The organism is Micromonospora deserti (genome assembly GCF_003236335.1).
Taxonomy (GTDB): Bacteria; Actinomycetota; Actinomycetes; order Mycobacteriales; family Micromonosporaceae; genus Micromonospora; species Micromonospora deserti.
Genome location: NZ_POUB01000109.1, coordinates 1 through 18,977, shown reverse-complemented (window position 1 = coordinate 18,977; position 18,977 = coordinate 1). Strand labels below are relative to the sequence as shown.

Below are 18,977 nucleotides of genomic sequence, written 5' to 3'. Positions count from 1 at the left end.
GGGTGGGTGGTCGCGCTCATGGTCGCTCCTCGGTCGACGGGACCCAAACAGATGCGACCGTATCAGATAGTCTTGCCCGGAACTATCTCCTACGGAACTAACAGGCGGAGCGGCCGGGCTGGCCGCACGCTTGACCGGCCAGCCGGCCGCCGACCAACGACTTAATCGACCTCAGGAACACGTCCCGGTCCGCCTCGGGTAGGGCGGCCAGCACGTCCGCCTGGATCCGGGCGGCGATCTCCTGCGCCCGGTCGAGGATCTTCTCGCCCTCCCGGGTGACCTCCACCAGCCGGGCCCGCCGGTCGCTCGGCGACGGGTGGCGCCGGGCCAGGCCGGCCGCCTCGAGCTGGTCCAGGGTCACCACCATGGTGGTCTTGTCGATCCCGCACAGCTCACCGATCTGCCGCTGACTGAGGCCGCCCGGGCGCGCCTTGAGCAGGACGCAGTGCGCCCGGGGGGAGATGCCCAGCTCGGCCAGGCCCGCGGCGTGCTCGGCCATCAGGGCGTGGCTGGCCCAGGAGAGCAGGAACATCAGGTCGGGGGCGCCGCCGGGCGGGCACGAGGTCATCCTCCGAGGCTAACAAGATGGTCCGGGGCGGGATCGTCTCCGGCGCGGACGGTCAGCCGCCGACCCGCCAGTAGACGCCCCGCTCCCGCGCCAGCAACTGCTCGTCGACCAGGTAGCGCCGTACCGTCACGTGGTCGGTACCGCCCCCCTCGCACCAGGCGCGCAGCGTGTCGTCCACCGCCCGTTCCGGATAGCGGACCCCCGGCTCGAACGCCCCGGCGAGGTGCGCCAGCAGTACCCGCCGGCGGCCGCGCTGCGCCGGCAGGCCGAGCAGCGTCCCGCCGCGCAGGAACGTCCGCAGCACCCGGTCCTCCGGTTGCGGGGCCGGCCGGGCCGGCGGCGACGTGCGGGCCGCCGCGCGCAGCCGGTCCGCGTCCACCCGCAGGTCGCCGTCGTCGCCGGCGACCAAACCGGCGTCGTGCAGCCGGCGGATCGCGGTGACGACCGGCCGCGTCGCCAGCCCGGTGCGGTCGCTGACCGTGGCCGCGTCGGGCGCGCCCAGCACGATCGCCGCGAAGACCCGCCGCCGCCCGTCGTCGGCGAGCGCCCCCGCCAGAGCCTGCGCTGTCATGCCGGCCACCCTGCCAGCGCCGGTGCGGCGGCGCCAGGCGATTTCCGCCCGGTGCCCCCGTCGGCTCTGCCCGGTGACTCAGTCCGCGGGTTGCTCGGCGACCAGCACGACGCGGCGCAGCAGGTCGGTCAGCAGCCGCCGCTCGTCGGGATCCAGGGCGGCGAGCAGCCGGTGCTCCTCGGCGCCCCGCACGTCCATCGCGCCCCGCCAGGCGGCCCGACCGGCGTCGGTGAGTTCGACGTCGACCCGTCGCCGGTCGATGGTGGACGGGATGCGGCGCACGAAGCCGCGCCGGACCAGCGCGTCCACCCGGGCGGTGACTGACGCGGGCGCCATGGCCAGGTCACGGGCCAGGTCGGACGGGGCGGCCCGCCCTTGGCGGCCGGCGAGCGCGTGCAGGGTGTCGTACTCGTGCCGTTGCAGGTCCAGGTCGGCCAGCACCCGCTCCTTGACCGCCCGCAGGTGCCGGGTGAGGAACTGCATCCGGGTGACCGTGCCCTCGACGTCGGGATCGAGGTCGGGCAGCACCGGCAGCCAGCGCTCGACGTGCCGGTCGACGTGGTCGTGGCTGGTCATGCTAGCCAGGGTACGTCAACGGCTAAATATTCGTTGTCGAAAGGTTCGATGTCGAAGTATCTTTTCGGGGTGACCCATCCCCTGCGTGCCCGCTCCTTCCGGCTGCTCTTCCTAGGACGTACCGTCTCGGCCGTCGGCGACGCCGTCGTGCCCGCCGCCCTCGCCCTCGCCGTGCTCCGCGCCACCGGCTCCACCGCCGCACTGGCGCTGGTGCTGGCCTGCGCGATGCTCCCCCGCCTGCTCCTGCTGCCCCTCGGCGGCGTGCTCGCCGACCGGCTCGACGCCCGCCGCGTGGCCATCGCGGCCGACCTCGTACGCTGCGCCGCACAACTGGCCGTCGGCGTTGAACTCCTCGGCGATGCGAGCCTGGCCACCATCGCGGTGGCCGCCGCGGTCGGCGGCAGCGCCGGGGCCTTCGCCCTGCCCACCGCCGCGCCCCTGGTCGCCGCCACGGTCGCCGCGGCGCAGCGGCAGCAGGCCAACGCGCTGGTCGGCGTCACCGCCAACGCCAGCCGCCTCGCCGGGCCGGCGCTGGCCGGGGCGCTGATCTGGGCCGCCGGGCCGGGCTGGGCGTTCCTGCTCGACGCCGCCTCGTTCGCGGTCAGCGCCCTGCTGCTGGCCGTCATCCGGGTCCGGCACGTGCCACTGCCCGCCCGGTCCGTGCGCACCGACCTGGTGCACGGCTGGCGGGAGGTCCGCGCCCGCGACTGGTTCTGGACCAGCCTCATCGGGCACGGCGTGTGGAACGGCGCCGCCGCCGTGCTGATGACCCTCGGCCCGGCGGTCGCGGTGGCCCGCCTCGGCGGCGAGGGCGTCTGGGTGCTGATGCTGCAGGCCGGAGCGGTCGGCATGCTCGCCGGCGCGCTGCTCGCCGCCCGGATCCGCCCCCGCCGCCCGGTGCTGGTGGCCAACCTCGGCCTGGCCAGCTACGCCGTCCCGCTGGTCCTGCTCGCCGTCGCCGCCCCCGCCCCGGCGGTCATCACCGCCTACGGTGTCGCGCTCACCGCCCTCGGCTACCTCAACCCCGTCTGGGAGACCGTCGTGCAGGCGCAGTTCCCGCCCCAGGTGCTCGCCCGGGTCACCTCGTACGACTGGTTGGTGTCCCTCGGCGCGACACCGCTGGGCTACGCCCTCGCACCGGTCGCCGCGCACGCCTGGGGCGACGGCGCCCCGCTGCTGGCCGCCGCCGCGCTCGTACTGCTCACCTGCGCCGGCACCGCCGCCGTGCCCGGCGTGCGCCGGGTCACCGCGGCACCGCGCGGCGATCTGGTGGCCGCCGCGCGGTGACCCGGCTCAGAGCGCGTGCCCGATGGTGGCGTCCACGTGCGCGGGCACCGGATCGTGCCGGTCGCCGACGCTGGAGGTGCCCGAGGGCTCGAACATCAGAATCGACGCGCCGCCCGGTGACGACGGCCGGTGCTCCACCCCGCGCGGCACGACGTACACCGCGCCCCGGGGCAGCACCACCTCCCGCTCGGCGCCGCCGTCGCGCAGCGCGATACGCAACTCCCCCTCCAGGACCAGGAAGAACTCGTCGGTGTCGTCGTGGGCGTGCCAGACGTGCTCGCCGGCCACCCTCGCGATCCGGACGTCGTAGTCGTTGACCCGGGTGACGATGCGCGGGCTCCACAGCTGCGTGAACCCGGCCAGCGCGGTCGCCAACTCGATCGGCTCGGTGCTCATCGCCCCATCCTGCCCGGCCCGTCCGGGCGGCGTCAGCCAGGCCCTCCCGCGCGGTCGCCCGCACGGGCGATGATGTGCCCGTGACCGGATTCGTCAGCTCCGTCGACCGGCCGTCCACCGTCGACGGTGACCGCCCGCCGCCGCCCGGGCCCCGGGCGGCCGGTCCGTGGCTGGTCGCCGCGGCGGTGACCACGGTGCTGCTGGCCCTCGCCGGCCGCTACGGCTACCACCGCGACGAGCTGTACTTCCTGCTCGCCGGCCGGCACCTCGACTGGGGCTACGTCGACCAGGGCCCGCTGGTGCCGGCGCTGGCCCGGCTGGTCGACACCATCGCGCCGGGCAGCCTGGTGGCGCTGCGCACCCCGTCGGCGCTGCTCGCCGGCGCGGCGGTGCTGCTGGTCGCCGCGACCGCCCGGGAGCTCGGCGCCGGGCGGGGCGCACAGACCTTCGCCGCGTTCCTCGCCGCCACCTCCGGCATCGTCCTGGCCGGCGGGCACCTGCTCAGCACCACCACCGTCGACCTGCTGGTCTGGCTGGCGGCCGCGTACTGCACGGTGCGGCTGCTGCGCACCGCCGACAGCAGGTGGACGGTCGGGGTCGGGGGTGCTCTCGGCGTCGGCATGCTCAACAAGCCGCTGCCCGCGCTGCTCGCCGTCGGGCTGCTCGTCGGGGTGGCGATCGCCGGCCCGCGCCGGCTGCTGCGCGACCGCTGGGTGCTCGCCGCCGCCGCGCTCGCCCTGCTGCTCGCCGCGCCGAACCTCGCCTGGCAGGCGGCGCACGGGTTCCCGCAGCTCTCCGTCGCCGCCTCGATCTCCGCCGGGGACAGCTCCTACAGCGGCCGGCTCGACGCGCTGGCCCTCCAGGTCGTCATCATCAGCCCGTACGCCGTGCCGATCTGGGTGGCCGGGCTGGTGGCGCTGCTGCGCTGGCCGACCTGGCGGGCGTACCGGGCGGTCGGCTGGGCCTGGCCGGTGGTCGTCGGCATCGTCCTGCTCGGCGGCGGCAAGGGCTACTACGACGCGCCCCTGCTGCTGGTGCTCACCGCCGCCGGGGCCGTGGTCACGACCGGCTGGGCGGCCCGCCGCTGGGCCGCGACGCGCCGGGGCCTGCTGGCCGCCGGGGCGGCGCTGACCGCGGCCACGAACGCGGTGCTGCTGCTGCCCACGCTTCCCCCCGACCGGCTGCCCGACGTCGTCGTCGCGGTCAACTACGACGCCGGTGAGACCATCGGCTGGCCCGCGTTCACCGACTCGCTCGCCACCGTCCACCGTGGCCTGCCCGCCGAGCAGCGGGACCGGGCGGTCATCCTCACCGGCAACTACGGTGAGGCCGGCGCGGTGGCCCGATACGGCCCGGCACGCGGCCTGCCCGCCGCCTACTCCGGGCACAACAGCATGGCCGACTTCGGCCGGCCACCCGACGGCGCCGACGTGGTAATCGCCGTCGGGTGGGAGCGGCCCGACCGGCTGCGCGGCTGGTTCACCGACGTCACCCTCGCCGGCCGGGTGGACCAGCGGGTCGAGGTGGACAACGACGAGAACGGCGGGCCGATCTGGGTCTGCCGCGGGCTGCGGCGCCCGTGGGGGCAGATCTGGGACACCGAGGTACGCCACACCGGCTGAGCGGCGTCGGTCCGATAGCCGACATCTTCCACTGTGAGCGGTCGTCCCTAGAATGGGCCATGGCCCGGCCCCGGATGAGCAGCGCGATGCTGGACGTGCTCGGTCTGCTGCTCGAAGCGTGGGACCAGCAGACCGAGGTGCACGGCTGGCAGATCATGCGCTCGGTGCGCCGCTCCGGGCCGGCCGTCTACGCGGTGCTCGACCAGCTAGAGGACGCCGGCTGGATCACCGGCTCCTGGCAGCACCCACCGGCCGGCGCCGAGGGCCGCCCGAGACGCCGCTACTACCGGCTCACCCCGTCCGGCGCCGAGGCGGCGCGCCGCCAGGCCGTCGCGCGACCCCGCGTCCCGTCGCCCCGGCCCCGTCCCGCGCCGGGCTTCGGTTTGCACCGCCGAGCCCGGCCGGCGAGCTGAACCCGCGTGGGCACCGTCGAGGTTGTCCTGGCAATCGTGCTGGGGCTGGCCGTCAACGAGATGACCGACCTGTCCCCGTGGCTCGGGCGCAAGCTGGTCGCCTGGTCGGCGCGGCTGCGCTACCGCGACGACCCGCGCGCCGGGGTCCGGGCGGAGGAACTCGCCGCAGTCATCAACGACCGGCCCGGCAAGCTGTTCAAGCTCGGCACCGCCCTCGGCTTCCTCTCCGCCGCCCTGCTGGCCCGCCTGCGCCGCCTGGTCGGCCGGGACCCCGCGCCCGGCGAGGAACCGGTCGGCGAAGACCTGCTCGGCGCGCGGCGGGTGCTGCCGCTGGAGGACGAACCCACCCCCGGCGTGGCGCGCTACCTGTTTCCCACCGAGCGGTACCGGGGCGAGTGGCGCCGGCACTGGATCCACCCGGCGAAGAGCCTCGGCGTGATCAGCGTCTACGCCGTCCTCGGGGTCTGGGCGGCCCAGGTGCGGATCCGCCCGCAGTACACCGGCTGGGTGATCGCCGTGGTCGTCGCCGGCGCGGTGCTGCTGGCCGCGTACCGGGTGCTCGCCTGGTACCTCGGCCGGTTCGTGATCACCAACAAGCGCCTGATGTCAACCGAGGGCGTGTTCTTCCGCCGGGTCGGCATGATCCCGCTGCTGCGGGTCACCGACCTGCGGTACGGGCAGTCGCCGCTGGGCCGGGTGCTCAACTACGGCACGTTTCACCTGGAGTCGGCCAGCCGGCGCAACGTGCTGCGCCGGGTCGTCGACCTGCCCCGCCCCAACGAGCTCTACCTGCGCCTGGTCGAGGAGATGTACGAGCCGGACGCCGTCGAGGCCCGACTGGGCTACACCGACGACGACCTCCCCGCCGCGCTGGACGTCGAGTTCGCGGTCGACGAGCAGGCCGGCCCCCCGGCACGGATGCCCGGCGGCCACGCCAAGGCCGACCCGGTCGACCCGGCGGCGGTGCGCCGGGAGGTCATCCTGCGGGTGGCGGACCTGTCCGCCCAGCTGGCCGCGCTCACCGAGGCGATCCGGCGGCTCGATGCCGCACCGCCGGCAACCGTCGCGGCTCCGGCCGGGACGAGCCCAGCTGAGGATCGACCCGCCACCGACGCCGCTGCCCGGCCCGAGGCCCCCGGCGTCCCCACCGGCGGCCGGCGCGTCGCCCGGGCCGTCCCGCGCCGGCCACCTCGGGCGGAGCCGCTACCCGAGACCGCCGAATGAACACCGCGCCGGCTCGCCCGTCCGGGCGCCGGGGTCACTCCCCGGTCGGGCCGCCGGCAAGCTCGGCCACGACGCCCTACGTTCAATTCAGGACGGGTGGTCAGTGCACGATGACTCACGGCGGGCCCGTAGAGCCGAACTGTGATCACCGCGTCGGGGCGGGGTGACCGGTCATCTCCGCGACGGAGAGCGGCTCGACCGTGGGTGATCTACCGGGGTGGTGCCGCTGGGATTCGGCGTCTGCCTGTGCGCCTCGGCCACCGCCCAGGGCCGCTGACCGGCGTACCGCGGGCGGCTCAGCGTCCCGGCGCCGTGGCCGATCGAGGTCGATCTGACGACCCTCTGGCCGTAGCGCGCCACCAGGGGCGCGACGCCAGCGCGGCCAGCCCGGCGCCGGCGGTGTTGAGCAGTACGTCGTCCACAGAGGATACCCGGTCCAGCCGCAGGACGTACTGCGCGGCCTCGACCAGGACCGAGCAGCCCGCCGCGAGCGCCAGGATCCGCGGTACCGACGCCAGCGCCGCGAACCGCAGCGGGGCGAGAAACCCCAGCGCCGCGAACACCAGCAGGTTGCCGACGACCTGGCCCGTCAGCGTCAGCGGCCCCCCGTCGACGAGGATCGTAAGCAGATCCCGCAGCGGTACCAGGCTCACCCGAGCGGGGACGGCGCCGGCCCGGTCGCCCGGCAACATGATCATCCATACCCACGGCACCGTCCCGTAGACGATGCCGACCTCGGCCAGCGACATCCGCCACGCCCACGCCGGCGTGGTGCCGGTGACACTCCGATGGCGTGCCAGAGCGCACACCGCCAGCGCGGCCAACGGCAGTACTACCACCGTGACGAGTGCCACGCCATTGAACGTACCGACCCAGCCGTGCCATCCCTCGACCATGCCACCTCCGCTTACGTCCGACCGTGAATTCCACCCGGCCGCCCTTGCCCGGCGGCTGGCCCAGCCAACCTCTGCCGGGCGTGAACATGCCTCGACAGCGGCCGGTCCAACGCCCGCATCGAGGGCCAACAAAAACGTCCACATGCGAGTACTCACCCGCCAGGGCTACGGCTACCACTCCGCCGAAGCCCGGCCATGCTCCGCGGTGGAGCATGGCCATCACTACCAGGTCGGGCGTGAACCCACCCACGAGAAACGTCAGGAGATCCCTCTTCTTCGTGTCGGCCAGCCGTGGCCGCGCGTCAGCGCTGGCCGGTGACGGCCTGCATCTCCCGGTTGAGGATCTCCTGCATCGGCAGGCCGTCGTAGTTGCTGAGGACGACGCCGACCCAGCCGGTGTCCGGGTAGATGTGCCAGTTGGCGGTGCTGCCGGGGTTGGCGCCGCCGCGCCCGATCACCCACTGGCCGTTGATGAGCTTGGCCGGCATCGCGTACGCCATGAACGACGGGTGGGCGGGCGCGGGGCCGCCGTCCTTGCCCTTGCCCTGGGGGATCTTGGCCCCGGTGAACAGCTCGGCGAAGGGCCGGTCCAGCACCGTGCCGTTGCGCAGCGCGTGCGCGAACCGGACCAGGTCCGGCGCGGTGGCGAAGCCGCCGTCCCCGGCGTAATCGATGAAGTTGCGGCCCGGGTTCTTGCCTGGTTCGTACGGGTTCGGGCTGCCCTTGTCCAGGTTGCGGACGGCGTCCACCCGGCTACCGTCGGCCTGGAGCATGTACGAGTGCGCGATGTGCTCGTCGGTGAGCCACTGCGGCCTGGTGTAGAACGCCGAGCCGGTCATGCCGGAGCGCCCGAAGATGTGCTCGTGTACGTAGTCCCAGTACGTCGTGCCGGTCACCGCCTCCACGATCTGCGCGGCGATGGCGAAACCGGCGCCGCTGTTGTCGAAGCCCGTGCCGGGGGCGGCCTCCAGCTTCGCCTGCCGGGTCCACTGCTGGTAGAACTCGTGCACCTCCTCCCGGCTGTGGAAGATGCGTCGCAGGTCCTGCTTCGGGTGGTTCAGCCCGGAGGTGCTGGTGAGCAGGTGGTGGATGGTCACCTGCTCGGCGATCCTCTTGGCGAAGCCCGTCAGGTAGGTGCCCACCGTGTCCGACAGCCGCACCTTGCCCCGCTGCGCCAACTGCAAGATGGCCACCGCGGAGAACGGCTTGACCGCCGAGCCGAGGTTGACCGCGACGCCCTCGTGGTTGCGGATCCCCTTCTCCTTGTCGGCCATGCCGTAGCTGCGGGACAGCACGGTCCGGCCCCGGTGCGACAGCAGCACCACGCCGGAAAACTTGTCCTCGGCGGCCAGCTCCGCCACGTACCGGTCGTAGGCTCCGCCGGGCCGGGTGTCCGGCGGGATCCGGTCGTGCCCGGACGGTTCGGGCGCGATGAGTGCGTCGGGGTCGGTTGGGGCCGAGGCGGCGTGGCCGAGCTCGGCGTCCACCAGCGGCGCGCCGGCCGCCACGCCGGCGGCCGCCAGCCCGCCCCATCCGAGCAGCCGCCGCCGGTCGATACCACGTGCCGAATCCGAATCCATGATCACGGTCCTTTCCCGATCGACAAACGGACTGTTGCAGGTCTACCGGCGACCGCCTATCGGCAACCGATCGCCGACCCATACGCCACCCATATGCGGTGCTGGGGATACTGGGCGGATGCGGGTGCTGCTGGTCGAGGACGAACAGCCGCTGGCCACGTACATCGCGGCGGGGCTACACAAGCACGGCTGCGCCGTGGACGTGGCACACGACGGTCAGCAGGCGCTGGACAAATGCGAAATTACTCCGTACGACGTGGTGGTCCTGGACCGGGACCTTCCGGTGGTGCACGGCGACACCGTGTGCCGGCTGTTGGCGCAGCGTTTCACCAACGCCGTGCGCATCACCGTCAGCACCCTGCGCCGCAAGCTCGGCGATCCACCACTGATCGAAACCGTGACCGGCGCCGGATACCGGATCGCCCCATGATCCGGCGACTGACCGCCCGCAGCCGTCTCGCGCTGCTGTACACCGGCCTGGTACTGGCCGCCGGGTTGCTGCTCACGGCGCTGACGTACCTGCTGCTGTTCCACAGCCTGCGGCTGCGTATCGGGGAGGCGATGTCCAAACTGCTGACCCAGGCCGCGCCGGCGCTGCTGGTGGTGACCGCGCTGGCCGGGCTGACCGGCTGGCTGGTAGCCGGGCGGATACTGCGCCCCATCCGCACGATCTCCGGTACCGCGAACCGGCTGTCCGCGGAGAACCTGTCCGAACGGGTACCCGTCCGCCAGCCCGCCGACGAACTCGCCACGCTGGCCACCACCATCAACGGCATGCTGGACCGCATCCAGCACGGCATCGCCGAACGTGACCGGGTGCTGAACAGCCAGCGCCTGTTCGTCGCCAACGCCGCGCACGAACTGCGTACCCCGCTCACCACCATGCGCACCGCCGTCGACGTCACCCTCGACGGCGAACCCGACCGGGCCGAACTCATCGCGATGGCCGGCGACATCGCCACCGCCGTCGAAACCAACCAGCGCACCCTGGACGGGCTCCTGGTCCTGGCCCGCAGCCAGGCCGGCCCGCCCCGCCGGACGCCCGTGGACCTGGCCGAGGTCGCCGCCGCGACCGTTGCCGACGCCGCCGGCCGGGCGGCGAACGGGGCCGTCACCCTGCAGGCCGACCTGCGCCCGGCGCCAGCCAGCGGCGAGCCGGTGCTGCTGGAACGGATGGCCGGCAACCTGCTGGAGAACGCGCTGCGCTACAACCACGCCGGCGGACACGTCACGGTGACCTCCGGCATCGCGAACGGGCACGCGTTCCTGCGGGTGGTCAACACCGGCCCGCTGGTCACACCCGAGGAGGAGCGGCGGCTGTTCGAGCCGTTCGTCCGGGGCGCCGGCAACGGCACCCGCGGGGCCGGGCTCGGCCTGTCCATCGTCCGCGCGGTCGTCACCGCGCACGACGGAGAGATCTCCAGCACCGCCCGGCCGACCGGCGGTATGGACATCGCCGTACACCTGCCGCAGGCCCTGGAGGAGGCCCCTACTTCCGGGTGATGAGTGGGCGCCGTTGGTCAACAGCCTGATCGTGATCGCTGTCGGCCTGGCCTACCTGGTGATCGGCGGCGCCACCAGCATCGCGTCGTTGACGACCACCCACCTGCTGCTGCTGGCGGTCGGCACCACCGCGGGCGTCTTCGCCAGATGGCGTTGGTGTTCCAGATGCCGTTCGCGGTGATCGCCTTGTCGGTGATGACCGCCATGCTGCCCCGGCTCAGTCGCCACGCTTCCCGCCTCAACCACGCCCAGATCACCGAAGACCTGTCCCAGGCCGTCCGACTGGCCGTCCAACGCGGGTTCTACGCCCTCTAGATGCCTGGAGCGTTCAGCGTCCTCTGCGCATGTAGGCGCGGAGCGACAGCGGGACGAAGATCACCAGCAGCGCGGCCGACCAGAGCAGGACGGCGGTCACCGGATGCGCGAGTGGCCAGGCCACGTTTCCGGACGGGGCGCCCGGGTTGCCGAACAGCTCCCGTGAGGCGGCGGTGAGCGCGCTCACCGGCTTCCAGTCGGCCAGGAAGCGCAGCCAGCCCGGCATGCCGTCGGTCGGGACGGGGTATCCCCCGACGGGATGGGCTGGACGCCTTCGCGCATGCGACCGGTGTACAGGCGGCTGTCCATCTCCCGGCCGGGGTGGTCACCTGGCCTGCTCGCCAGCCACGACCGCCGCCTGCCGCGTGTCTGCAACCCCTTCCGGCCACACCGAGCCGGACATGCCGGCCTTGAGCGTCGGCCAGCATGGTTGCACAGGTAGAGACCATCGGAACGGCCATCTACGCCAAGCCGGCCCCATGGCCTTCCAAAGGCGACTTTTCGTTCGGATGCTCGTCAACGCCCTAAACCTGTACCCAGGTACCGAATGCAGCGGCGCCAAAATCCGGTCCGATCCTCCCCGAAGGCCGACGACAGTTCCTCAACCCGCGACATCAGCCCCGCTCCCGGGTGGACGGAGATGGTTACACAAGAACAGTCATTATGATGTACCGCCGATTTGTTCCAGTTTGAGGGGTTGGATTATTGGATTACCGTTACCGGCAATCCAATAACCGGGCGCGGCGGGATGCCGGGGCGCAGCAGCGTCGACTTGCCGGCGCCGTTGGCGCCGACGAGGCCGGTGCGGCCCCGGCCGATGCGCACCGAGAGTCCGTCGAAGATGGTCGTGCGGTCCGGCCACTGGAAGGACAGGTCCGAGCAGGTCACCGAAGCGCTGGGCGCGGTGGGTTCGCCATGGGTGGTTTCTCGCAGTCGCACGCGGAGCGGACAGGGCGTCGGATGCGAGCACCACGCGGCGACCGGGCCGAGCAGGGGGCGCTGCCTCCCGGCCTCCCGCCGCGCCGCCCGTTTGATCGCCGCGGGGTGCGGCACGTCGGGGTCCCCGACGTGCCGCACCCCGCGGCCGCTCACCCGTCAGGCTGGCGCGTCCAGGACGGGGATGAGCTGCTCCTCCTCGTACGCCAGGTGCTGCTCCAGCTCGGTGGTGAGGCGCTCGACCTCCCGGCGCACCTGGACCGGGTCGGCGTCGGCGGCGCCGATGACGTCCTGGAGGCGCTCGACGAGCACGGCGATGCGCTGGTGTTCCCAGCGCAGCCGGTCCAGGGCCGGGCGTAGGTCGGGACGCTGCCGGTCGAGGGCGGTGAACATGCCCGCGTCCTCTGTGCGGTGATGGTGGTGCAGGCCGTGGCAGACGGTCAGGCAGTTCACCCGCAGCTGGGCGCCGAGACCCGACCCGGAGCGGGTCACCTCGGCACGGATCAGCGCGAGTTCCCGCCGGAACGCGTCGTGGACCAGCTTGAGCGCGGCCCCCCACGACGTCGCGTTCGGCGGCCCTCCGGCCACCTGGTGCAGCGCCACCACGGGGATCACCCGCGACGTCTTCGCCTGGTACGCCGCCCAGCCCGGGTCGGCCTCGACGGCCCGGGCGAAGACCGCGTCGCGGTCGGCCCCGGTGAGCACCTCCGCCCGCGCCCGGTAGGTGAAGACCCCGTCCTCGACCGTGGCGTGCGGGTCTGCGAGCAGGTTGTGGTACCAGTCCGGGTGCTTCGGGCCACCGCCGGCGGAGGCGATGACCAGGATGCGTTCCCCGCCGTCGGGCAGGTAGCCGACGGGGGTGGTGTGCGGGGCGCCGGAGCGCGCCCCGGTGGTGGTGAGCAGGATCAGTCGGGCCGCTTCGAAAGGTCCGCCGACCCGGCCGGTGCTGGCGCGGAACTCGTCGATGATCTGCTGGTTGACGTCGTTGGGCAAGGCTCTGCTTCCTGTTGCGCGGGAAGGGCGGGGCCGGCGACCGCCGTGACGGCGGCCGGCGTCGGCCGGGGAGTGGAGCCACACGGGTCGACACGACCGGTGTGGACGGTCGGAAGAGCTGCCGGCGGACGCGACGCGCCGGCGGCGGCACCGGCGGGCCGCGGGCCCGCCCCGGGCTCACCGGATGGCCGGGTGCCCTGTCCGCTCGTGGCCAATGGCCGACCCGGCAGTCACCCCGGTGACCCTATGGGGAATCCTCGCCGCCGGCAACGGCTTGGTGCGGTCGCGGCACCGTCGCCGCTGCTGCCACCGTCGGGAGATGACTGAGCTGACCGGCGCCGACGTCGAGCGGGCGGTGGCCGCGCTGGTCGCCGTCCTCGGCCCGCACACCGGCCGGGACTGACGCGTCGCCGCCGGCGACGTGGAGTGGAGCTGCTGGGCGATGGCCGCGCACGTGGCGCACGACCTGCTGGCGTACGCCGGTCAGGTCACCGGGCGACCCGATGGCGGATACCTGCCGTTCAACCTGGTCGTCTCCCCCGCCGCCGAGCGGCTCAGCGCCGCGGTGGTGCGTCGGCTGTTCCCCGACGCCCCGCCCGGGCCGGCACCGCGGGTGCTGCTGTGGCTGACCGGGCGCGGGGAGTTGCCCGGCCGGGCACGGCGTACCTCATGGTCGTGGCGGGCCGCGGTGGAGTGAGGGCCTCAGGCCGCCCGGCGCCGCCACGGCAGCCACCACGCCCGGCGTGGCCGGCGCGGCGGGACGGGCGGCGCATCCGCCCGCACCGGCGCGTCCGCCACGGCGGCCCGCCGCCGGTCGGCCCGCCACCGCCGTACGGTCTCGTCGGCGTTCACCGGCCGCACCACGACCTGCGGGCCGGTGGGGTTGCGCAGCCAGGCGACGATCTGCACGTTCAGGTCGGCGACGTACCCGCGGACCGACTCCTCGGTGGGCAGGTCCCGCACTTCGTCGGGCACCTGCTCGACGCGGCGGCGCAACAGCAGCGGCGCCGGTAGCAGCAGGTCGCTGGGCAGCGCCTCCCGCTCTAGGAAGCTCTTGATCCACCAGGATTCGTCGTACGGCACGCCACGGCCGGGGATCGGCTTGCCCATCCCCGGCAGGTTGTCGAACTCGCCGCGTTCCTGGGCCGTGCGGATCTGCGCCTCGACCGCCGCTTCCCATCCGTTCACCCGCCGACACCTCCCTGGTCACCGTAACGCGGCCGCCGCGGGGCACAGCGCGGTGGACGTACCGGGCATTCCCCCAGTTCAGGCCGGTGGCGGTGCCCACCGGACGTGCCGGTGGCCGTCGCGGGGGAACGGTGGCCGGGCCGGCACCACTTCCGCCAAGCGGTAGCCGGTCTTCTCCGCCACCCGGCAGGAGGCCGGGTTGTCGACCTGGTGCAGCAGGTCCAGCCGGCTCAGGCCGAACCGGCAAAACGCCCAGCGGCTGAGCGTCTCCAGCGCGTGCGCGGCGATGCCCCGCCCCCGGGCCGGCGCGGCCGTCCAGTAGCCGACCTCGGCGCCCGGCGTACCCGGCGCGACGTTCTTGAGCACCACGTTCGCCACCAGCGTCGCTTCGCCCGGATGCGGCTCGACCACCGCGAAGCTGAACCGGCGACCGGCGTGCCAGTCGGCCCGCGTACCGGCCAGCCAGCGCCGCGCCTCGGCGGGGTTGGTCACCGGCACCCGGGTGTGGCGGCGCAGTACCGGATCCCGGTACGCGGCGAGCAGCGCCTCGGCGTCGGTGTCGCGCCAGGGGCGCAGCACGAGTTCCGGTGCGGACGCGGTGGCCGGCGCGGGCAGCACGGGCCCAGTATCCATCGCCGCGTCCTCAGCGGCCCGGGTGAGCGGGGCGGGCGCGCACGTGCAGGCGTTCACCCTGCGGGCCGAAGAGGATGAGTAGTTCCACCGGCTCGTCGCCGGGGTTGCCGAACCAGTGCGGCACGTGGGTGTCGAACTCCGCCACCTCCCCCGGGGTGAGGATCAGGTCGTGCTCGCCGAGCACCAGCCGCAGCCGCCCGGACAGCACGTACAGCCACTCGTGTCCCTCGTGGGTCTGCGGATCCGGCTCCCCGCCCGGCCAGCGCCCGGGGATGATCTGCTTGTACGCCCGCAGACCCCCAGGACGGCGGGTCAACGGCAGGTAGGTGACGCCGTGCCGGCGTACCGGGCGAGGGTGCACGCGCGGGTCGCCGGTGGGCGGCGCGTCGACCAGCTCGTCGAGGGGGACCTGGTGGGCGCGGGCGAGCGGGAGCAGCAGCTCCAGGGTCGGCCGTCGCTGCCCGGACTCGAGCCGGGACAGGGTGCTCACCGAGATCCCGGTGGCCCGGGACAGTTGCGCCAGGGTGCTGCCCCGCTGCTCGCGCAGGGCACGCAGCCGGGGACCGACGGCGGCCAGCACGCCGGCCAGGGCAGGTGTCTCGTCGCTCACTCCGCCCATTTTGCCATTCCGGCAAGGAGACTTGCCGACCCGTGTGCGGCGGCGGACAGTCGTGCCCGGCGGCGGGCGCGTGACCCGCCGGGGAACAACGAGGGGGAGCTGTGCGACAGACGTACGACGTGGTGGTCGTGGGCGGCGGCGCGGCCGGGCTGAGCGGGGCGCTGGCCCTGGCGCGGGCCCGCCGCTCCGTGCTGGTGGTGGACGCGGGCACGCCGCGCAACGCGCCGGCCGGGCACGTGCACAACTACCTCACCCGGGAGGGCACGCCCCCGGGTGAGCTGCTGGCCGCGGGGCGGGCCGAGGTGGCCGGCTACGGCGGGGATTTCGTCAGCGGCACGGTGACGGCGGCGAGACCGCGCGACGGCGGGTTCCAGGTGGTGCTGGCCGACGGGCGGGAGGTCGCCGCGCGGCGACTGCTGGTGACCAGCGGGCTGGTCGACGACCTGCCGGACGTTCCCGGGCTGGCCCGGCGGTGGGGCCGTGACGTGCTGCACTGCCCGTACTGCCACGGGTGGGAGGTGCGCGACCAGCCGCTGGGGGTGCTGGCCACCGGGCGGCTGGCGGTGCACCAGGCGCTGTTGTGGCGGCAGTGGAGCGACGACGTGGTCCTGTTCCGGCACACCGCCGCGCCGTTCGACGTCGACGAGCAGGAGCAGCTGGCCGCCCGGGGGATCCGGGTGGTCGACGGCACGGTGACCGCGGTGGAGGTCACCGACGACCGGATCACCGGGGTGCGGCTGGCCTGCGGCGAGGTGGTGCCGCGCGCGGCGCTGGTGGTGGCCTCGCGGATGACCGCGCGGGCCGACGTGCTGACCTCGCTCGGGCTGGCGGCGGTGCCGCAGGAGATGGCCGGCGAGGTCATCGGCAGCGCCGTGCCGGCGGACGCGTCCGGGGCCACCGCCGTGCCCGGGGTGTGGGTGGCCGGCAACGTCACCGACCTGCGCGCCCAGGTGATCAGCGCGGCCGCCGCCGGGTTGACCGCCGGCGCGGCGGTCAACGCCGACCTGGTCGCGGAGGACACCCGGCGGGCGGTGGCGGCGCGCCGTGCACCGGTCGGCGGGTGAGCGCCGGCCTGGCGTAGTGTCGACGCCGGGCCGGTGGGACGGGGGTACGGCATGGTCGGTACGGGCGCGCTGGTGGGGATCGGGCTGGTCGCGTTGGGTCTGGTGCTGACCCCGGGCCCGAACATGGTCTACCTGGTCTCCCGGTCGGTGACCCAGGGCCGCCGCGCCGGGCTGGTCTCCCTGCTCGGGGTCGCCGCCGGGTTCGGCGTCTACCTGGCCGCCGCGGTGGCCGGCATCGCCACCGTGTTCGTGCTGGTGCCGACGCTGTACACGGCGGTGAAGCTGGCCGGCGCGGCGTACCTGCTGTGGCTGGCGTGGCGGACACTGCGCCCGGGCGGGCACTCGCCGTTCACGCCGGCTCCGCTGCCGCCGGACCCGGCGCGGCGGCTGTTCACCATGGGGCTGGTCACCAACCTGCTCAACCCGAAGATCGCGATCCTGTACGTGTCACTGCTGCCGCAGTTCGTCGACCCGGCGCGGGGAGACGTCGCGGCGCAGAGCCTGGTGCTGGGACTGACCCAGATCACCGTGGCGCTGACGGTGAACGCCCTGATCGTGCTCACCGCCGGCACGCTCGCCGGGTTCTTCGCCCGCCGGCCGTTCTGGCTACGGGCGCAGCGTGTGCTGATGGGCACCGTGCTGGCGGCGCTGGCCGTACGCATCGCCGCCGACCGCTCCCGCGCCGCCGTCGCCACGCCCTGACCGCAGTCCCGCGCGGCCGGCGACGTCGCGGGGTTGCCGGTTGCGGCCTCCCGGGCGACCCGGCCGCCCGCCGCGGTCAGCGTGCACCGGCGCGGCCGTCGAGGTGGCGGGCCGGCGCATCACCGTGACCGTCGACCTCGCGGACCACGGCGACGCCGCCGGCGGGCAGGTGCACCTCCGTGGCGACCGTCGCGCCGGTCAGCAGTTCCACCCCGGCGGCCGGCACCCGCTGCGGGCGGTCGGTGTGGTTGAGCAGGAACAGCCAGCTGGCCCCGGCGCCGCGGCGGCGGACCGCCTCGACCCCGGGGGGCGCGGCCGCGCAGACGGGATGGGCTCCGGCCGCTCGCGCCGCGTCGGTCATCAGCCGGCCGTAGGTGGCGTCGTCGGGCCGGGTCGACAGGTACCAGGCCGTGCCGGCGCCGAACCGGTGGCGGGTGATGGCCGGCATCGCGTCGCGTCCGCCGCCGACGTACGCGGTCACCGCCGTGGCGCCGGCGAGCCGGACCGTCTCGGCCCAGACGCTTCCGCTCCCGCCACCGGTCAACGGCGCCCGTTCGCTCTCCGCGAGTGGGTGGAACTCCTCGACCCTGACGCCCAGCACGTCGCGGAACGCGCCGGGGTACCCGCCGAGCCGGACCCGGGCGTTGTCGTCGGCAATCCCGCTGGCCCAGGTCGCCAGGAGGTGACCGCCGCCGCGGACGTATTCGCGTACCCAGTCGGCGGTGGCGTCGGAGGTCAGGTAGAGGGCGGGGAGCACGAGCAGCCGGCACCCGTCGAGGGGGTCGCCGGGCAGCACCATGTCGCAGCCGAACCCGGCCCGCCACAGGGCCCGGTGCGCCGCGGCGACCTCGTCGCGGTGGTTCAGCCGTTCCGACGGCAGACCCGGGTGGTCCAGAGCCCACCCACTGGCGGCGTCCCAGGCGATCGCGACGGAGGCGTCGACCGCGCCGCCGTCCACTTCGGAGATCCGCGCCAGCATCTCGCCGAGGCGCACGGCCTCACGGAAGACCCGGGTGTCGGGGCCCGCGTGCGGCACCACGGCGGAGTGGAAGCGTTCCGCCCCGCCCGCCGGGGCCCGCCACTGGAAGAACATCACCCCTCGTGATCCGCGCGCGACGTGGGAGAGGCTGTGCCGGGCCATCCGGCCGGGTTCCTTGGTGTGCATCCGCCCGCTGGTGTGGATCTGGTTCGGGGCGCTCTCCATCAGCAGCCACGCCGCCGACCGGTCGGGGGTGCCGACCCGCCGCCGGGCGCCGTGGCGGGCCCAGCCCCGGGCCAGGTCCGCGACGAGGGCGGTCTGCTCCTCCGCGCCGCCGTCGACCGCGTCGGGGTAGTGGTCGACGGCCACGAGGTCCACCTCCGCGGCCCACCGGGCGTGGTCGACCGGGACCCAGTCACCGAGGACGTAGTTGGTGGTGACCGGGACCGCCGGGTTCGCCGCCCGCACCGCGTCGCGTTGCTCGACGTACGCGGCGAGCAGGGTGTCCGACCAGAAGCGCCGATAGTCCAGCAGGTGCCCCGGGTTGGCCAGGTACTGGGTGGCGCGGGGAGTGCTGATCTGCGCCCATGCCGAGTAGTGCTGGCTCCAGAAGCTGGTGGCCCACGCGGCGTTGAGCGTGTCGAGGTCGCCGTGCCGGTCGGCCAGCCAGCGCCGGAACGCCCGCACGGCGTGCTCGCAGTGGCAGGTGGTGCCGTACTCGTTGTGCACGTGCCACAGTTCCAGGGCCGGGTGGTGGGCGTAGCGCTCGGCGAGCGCGCTGGCGATGCGGCGGGCGGCGGCGCGGTAGGCCGGGGCGGCGGCGCAGTAGGTGTCCCGGCTGCCGTGGTGCAGGCGGACCCCGTCGGCGGTCACCGGCAGCGCGTCCGGGTGGGCCAGCGAGAACCAGGGCGG

Annotated in this window: 23 protein-coding genes and 1 pseudogene; 11 read left to right on the top strand and 13 right to left on the bottom strand. The window is 74.2% G+C overall.

Going from position 1 to position 18,977, the window contains the following annotated elements; genetic code table 11:
- Positions 1-97 precede the first annotated feature (97 nt).
- The 3 genes from C1I99_RS16830 to C1I99_RS16820 all read right to left on the bottom strand — a co-directional run bounded on the left by C1I99_RS16830 (position 98) and on the right by C1I99_RS16820 (position 1,715).
- Entirely contained in the window at positions 98-568 is a 471-nt protein-coding gene (locus C1I99_RS16830) for a MarR family winged helix-turn-helix transcriptional regulator (RefSeq protein ID WP_111135164.1), read from the bottom strand.
- A gap of 52 nt (positions 569-620) precedes the next feature.
- Positions 621-1,139, bottom strand: a complete 519-nt coding sequence (locus C1I99_RS16825) for a DUF2087 domain-containing protein (RefSeq protein WP_111135168.1) — start codon at positions 1,137-1,139, stop codon at positions 621-623.
- Positions 1,140-1,217: 78 nt separating this feature from the next.
- The gene (locus tag C1I99_RS16820) at positions 1,218-1,715 is read right to left on the bottom strand and encodes a MarR family winged helix-turn-helix transcriptional regulator (protein WP_111135163.1); all 498 of its coding nucleotides are present in this window, start codon (positions 1,713-1,715) and stop codon (positions 1,218-1,220) included.
- 69 nt (positions 1,716-1,784) lie between these two features.
- On the opposite strand from C1I99_RS16820, the gene C1I99_RS16815 reads away from it, so the two are divergent.
- Positions 1,785-3,002, top strand: a complete 1,218-nt coding sequence (locus tag C1I99_RS16815) for an MFS transporter (RefSeq protein WP_233512554.1) — start codon at positions 1,785-1,787, stop codon at positions 3,000-3,002.
- Between the two features lie 6 nt (positions 3,003-3,008).
- On the opposite strand, the gene C1I99_RS16810 is transcribed toward C1I99_RS16815, so the two are convergent.
- On the bottom strand, positions 3,009-3,398 hold the full coding sequence (locus C1I99_RS16810) for a cupin domain-containing protein (RefSeq protein ID WP_111135161.1): 390 nt from the start codon (positions 3,396-3,398) through the stop codon (positions 3,009-3,011).
- Positions 3,399-3,478: 80 nt separating this feature from the next.
- On the opposite strand from C1I99_RS16810, the gene C1I99_RS16805 reads away from it, so the two are divergent.
- The 3 genes from C1I99_RS16805 to C1I99_RS16795 are packed head-to-tail and all read left to right on the top strand — an operon-like array spanning position 3,479 to position 6,657.
- Entirely contained in the window at positions 3,479-5,020 is a 1,542-nt protein-coding gene (locus C1I99_RS16805; RefSeq protein ID WP_111135160.1) for a glycosyltransferase family 39 protein, read from the top strand.
- A 59-nt stretch (positions 5,021-5,079) separates the two neighbouring features.
- A complete protein-coding gene (locus C1I99_RS16800) occupies positions 5,080-5,433 on the top strand; it encodes a PadR family transcriptional regulator (RefSeq protein WP_111135159.1) in 354 nt (117 codons plus the stop codon).
- Positions 5,434-5,439: 6 nt separating this feature from the next.
- Positions 5,440-6,657 carry a PH domain-containing protein gene (locus tag C1I99_RS16795; RefSeq protein WP_233512553.1) on the top strand — a complete coding sequence of 406 codons (1,218 nt, stop codon included), beginning with the start codon at positions 5,440-5,442 and terminating at the stop codon, positions 6,655-6,657.
- A 296-nt stretch (positions 6,658-6,953) separates the two neighbouring features.
- Here the strand turns inward: C1I99_RS16795 and C1I99_RS16790 are convergent, their stop codons facing one another.
- Together C1I99_RS16790 and C1I99_RS16785 are read right to left on the bottom strand one after the other, a co-directional pair.
- Positions 6,954-7,511, bottom strand: coding sequence for a VanZ family protein (locus C1I99_RS16790; RefSeq protein WP_233512552.1), 558 nt, complete (start codon positions 7,509-7,511; stop codon positions 6,954-6,956).
- A 344-nt stretch (positions 7,512-7,855) separates the two neighbouring features.
- Positions 7,856-9,133, bottom strand: a complete 1,278-nt coding sequence (locus tag C1I99_RS16785; RefSeq protein ID WP_111135166.1) for a serine hydrolase domain-containing protein — start codon at positions 9,131-9,133, stop codon at positions 7,856-7,858.
- A gap of 118 nt (positions 9,134-9,251) precedes the next feature.
- On the opposite strand from C1I99_RS16785, the gene C1I99_RS16780 reads away from it, so the two are divergent.
- The 3 genes and pseudogenes from C1I99_RS16780 to C1I99_RS16770 form a co-directional block, all read left to right on the top strand.
- Positions 9,252-9,563 carry a response regulator gene (locus tag C1I99_RS16780; RefSeq protein WP_111135157.1) on the top strand — a complete coding sequence of 104 codons (312 nt, stop codon included), beginning with the start codon at positions 9,252-9,254 and terminating at the stop codon, positions 9,561-9,563.
- Entirely contained in the window at positions 9,560-10,636 is a 1,077-nt protein-coding gene (locus C1I99_RS16775; protein ID WP_111135156.1) for a sensor histidine kinase, read from the top strand. Before C1I99_RS16780 ends, C1I99_RS16775 begins: the two co-directional genes overlap by 4 nt.
- A gap of 4 nt (positions 10,637-10,640) precedes the next feature.
- Positions 10,641-10,927, top strand: a pseudogene (locus C1I99_RS16770) (lipid II flippase MurJ); the annotation flags it as partial.
- A 37-nt stretch (positions 10,928-10,964) separates the two neighbouring features.
- On the opposite strand, the gene C1I99_RS16765 reads toward C1I99_RS16770, so the two are convergent.
- From C1I99_RS16765 to C1I99_RS16755, 3 genes are all read right to left on the bottom strand, one after another.
- Complete coding sequence (locus tag C1I99_RS16765) at positions 10,965-11,177, bottom strand: hypothetical protein (RefSeq protein ID WP_233512551.1); 213 nt, start codon at positions 11,175-11,177, stop codon at positions 10,965-10,967.
- 476 nt (positions 11,178-11,653) lie between these two features.
- Complete coding sequence (locus C1I99_RS35215; protein WP_146603973.1) at positions 11,654-12,004, bottom strand: ATP-binding cassette domain-containing protein; 351 nt, start codon at positions 12,002-12,004, stop codon at positions 11,654-11,656.
- A 42-nt stretch (positions 12,005-12,046) separates the two neighbouring features.
- Complete coding sequence (locus tag C1I99_RS16755) at positions 12,047-12,880, bottom strand: nitroreductase/quinone reductase family protein (protein ID WP_111135154.1); 834 nt, start codon at positions 12,878-12,880, stop codon at positions 12,047-12,049.
- A 238-nt stretch (positions 12,881-13,118) separates the two neighbouring features.
- Between C1I99_RS16755 and C1I99_RS34795 the strand changes: the two genes are divergently transcribed.
- Both C1I99_RS34795 and C1I99_RS16750 read left to right on the top strand, forming a co-directional pair.
- Complete coding sequence (locus C1I99_RS34795) at positions 13,119-13,283, top strand: hypothetical protein (protein ID WP_325049215.1); 165 nt, start codon at positions 13,119-13,121, stop codon at positions 13,281-13,283.
- A gap of 39 nt (positions 13,284-13,322) precedes the next feature.
- Positions 13,323-13,577 carry a hypothetical protein gene (locus C1I99_RS16750; RefSeq protein ID WP_325049214.1) on the top strand — a complete coding sequence of 85 codons (255 nt, stop codon included), beginning with the start codon at positions 13,323-13,325 and terminating at the stop codon, positions 13,575-13,577.
- Between the two features lie 5 nt (positions 13,578-13,582).
- Here the strand turns inward: C1I99_RS16750 and C1I99_RS16745 are convergent, their stop codons facing one another.
- From C1I99_RS16745 to C1I99_RS16735, 3 genes are all read right to left on the bottom strand, one after another.
- A complete protein-coding gene (locus C1I99_RS16745) occupies positions 13,583-14,068 on the bottom strand; it encodes a DnaJ family domain-containing protein (protein WP_111135153.1) in 486 nt (161 codons plus the stop codon).
- 78 nt (positions 14,069-14,146) lie between these two features.
- Complete coding sequence (locus tag C1I99_RS16740; protein ID WP_111135165.1) at positions 14,147-14,701, bottom strand: GNAT family N-acetyltransferase; 555 nt, start codon at positions 14,699-14,701, stop codon at positions 14,147-14,149.
- 10 nt (positions 14,702-14,711) lie between these two features.
- Positions 14,712-15,320, bottom strand: coding sequence for a helix-turn-helix domain-containing protein (locus C1I99_RS16735; RefSeq protein WP_111135152.1), 609 nt, complete (start codon positions 15,318-15,320; stop codon positions 14,712-14,714).
- Positions 15,321-15,421: 101 nt separating this feature from the next.
- On the opposite strand from C1I99_RS16735, the gene C1I99_RS16730 reads away from it, so the two are divergent.
- Complete coding sequence (locus tag C1I99_RS16730) at positions 15,422-16,384, top strand: NAD(P)/FAD-dependent oxidoreductase (protein ID WP_111135151.1); 963 nt, start codon at positions 15,422-15,424, stop codon at positions 16,382-16,384.
- Between the two features lie 51 nt (positions 16,385-16,435).
- Positions 16,436-17,086, top strand: coding sequence for a LysE family translocator (locus C1I99_RS16725; RefSeq protein WP_111135150.1), 651 nt, complete (start codon positions 16,436-16,438; stop codon positions 17,084-17,086).
- 76 nt (positions 17,087-17,162) lie between these two features.
- Here C1I99_RS16725 and C1I99_RS16720 read toward each other — a convergent pair.
- Positions 17,163-18,977, bottom strand: a 1,815-nt coding sequence (locus C1I99_RS16720) for a beta-galactosidase (RefSeq protein WP_111135149.1), incomplete at its 5' end; no start/stop codon positions are given.

Coding starts and splice junctions, on each gene's coding strand:
- C1I99_RS16725 (WP_111135150.1), top strand. CDS start 16,436: ATGGTCGGTACGGGCGCGCTGGTGGGGATCGGGCTGGTCGCGTTGGGT.
- C1I99_RS16775 (WP_111135156.1), top strand. CDS start 9,560: ATGATCCGGCGACTGACCGCCCGCAGCCGTCTCGCGCTGCTGTACACC.
- C1I99_RS16740 (WP_111135165.1), bottom strand. CDS start 14,701: ATGGATACTGGGCCCGTGCTGCCCGCGCCGGCCACCGCGTCCGCACCG.
- C1I99_RS16810 (WP_111135161.1), bottom strand. CDS start 3,398: ATGAGCACCGAGCCGATCGAGTTGGCGACCGCGCTGGCCGGGTTCACG.
- C1I99_RS16785 (WP_111135166.1), bottom strand. CDS start 9,133: ATGGATTCGGATTCGGCACGTGGTATCGACCGGCGGCGGCTGCTCGGA.
- C1I99_RS16735 (WP_111135152.1), bottom strand. CDS start 15,320: ATGGGCGGAGTGAGCGACGAGACACCTGCCCTGGCCGGCGTGCTGGCC.
- C1I99_RS16765 (WP_233512551.1), bottom strand. CDS start 11,177: ATGCCGGGCTGGCTGCGCTTCCTGGCCGACTGGAAGCCGGTGAGCGCG.
- C1I99_RS16800 (WP_111135159.1), top strand. CDS start 5,080: ATGGCCCGGCCCCGGATGAGCAGCGCGATGCTGGACGTGCTCGGTCTG.
- C1I99_RS16820 (WP_111135163.1), bottom strand. CDS start 1,715: ATGACCAGCCACGACCACGTCGACCGGCACGTCGAGCGCTGGCTGCCG.
- C1I99_RS16750 (WP_325049214.1), top strand. CDS start 13,323: ATGGCCGCGCACGTGGCGCACGACCTGCTGGCGTACGCCGGTCAGGTC.
- C1I99_RS16830 (WP_111135164.1), bottom strand. CDS start 568: ATGACCTCGTGCCCGCCCGGCGGCGCCCCCGACCTGATGTTCCTGCTC.
- C1I99_RS16780 (WP_111135157.1), top strand. CDS start 9,252: ATGCGGGTGCTGCTGGTCGAGGACGAACAGCCGCTGGCCACGTACATC.
- C1I99_RS16825 (WP_111135168.1), bottom strand. CDS start 1,139: ATGACAGCGCAGGCTCTGGCGGGGGCGCTCGCCGACGACGGGCGGCGG.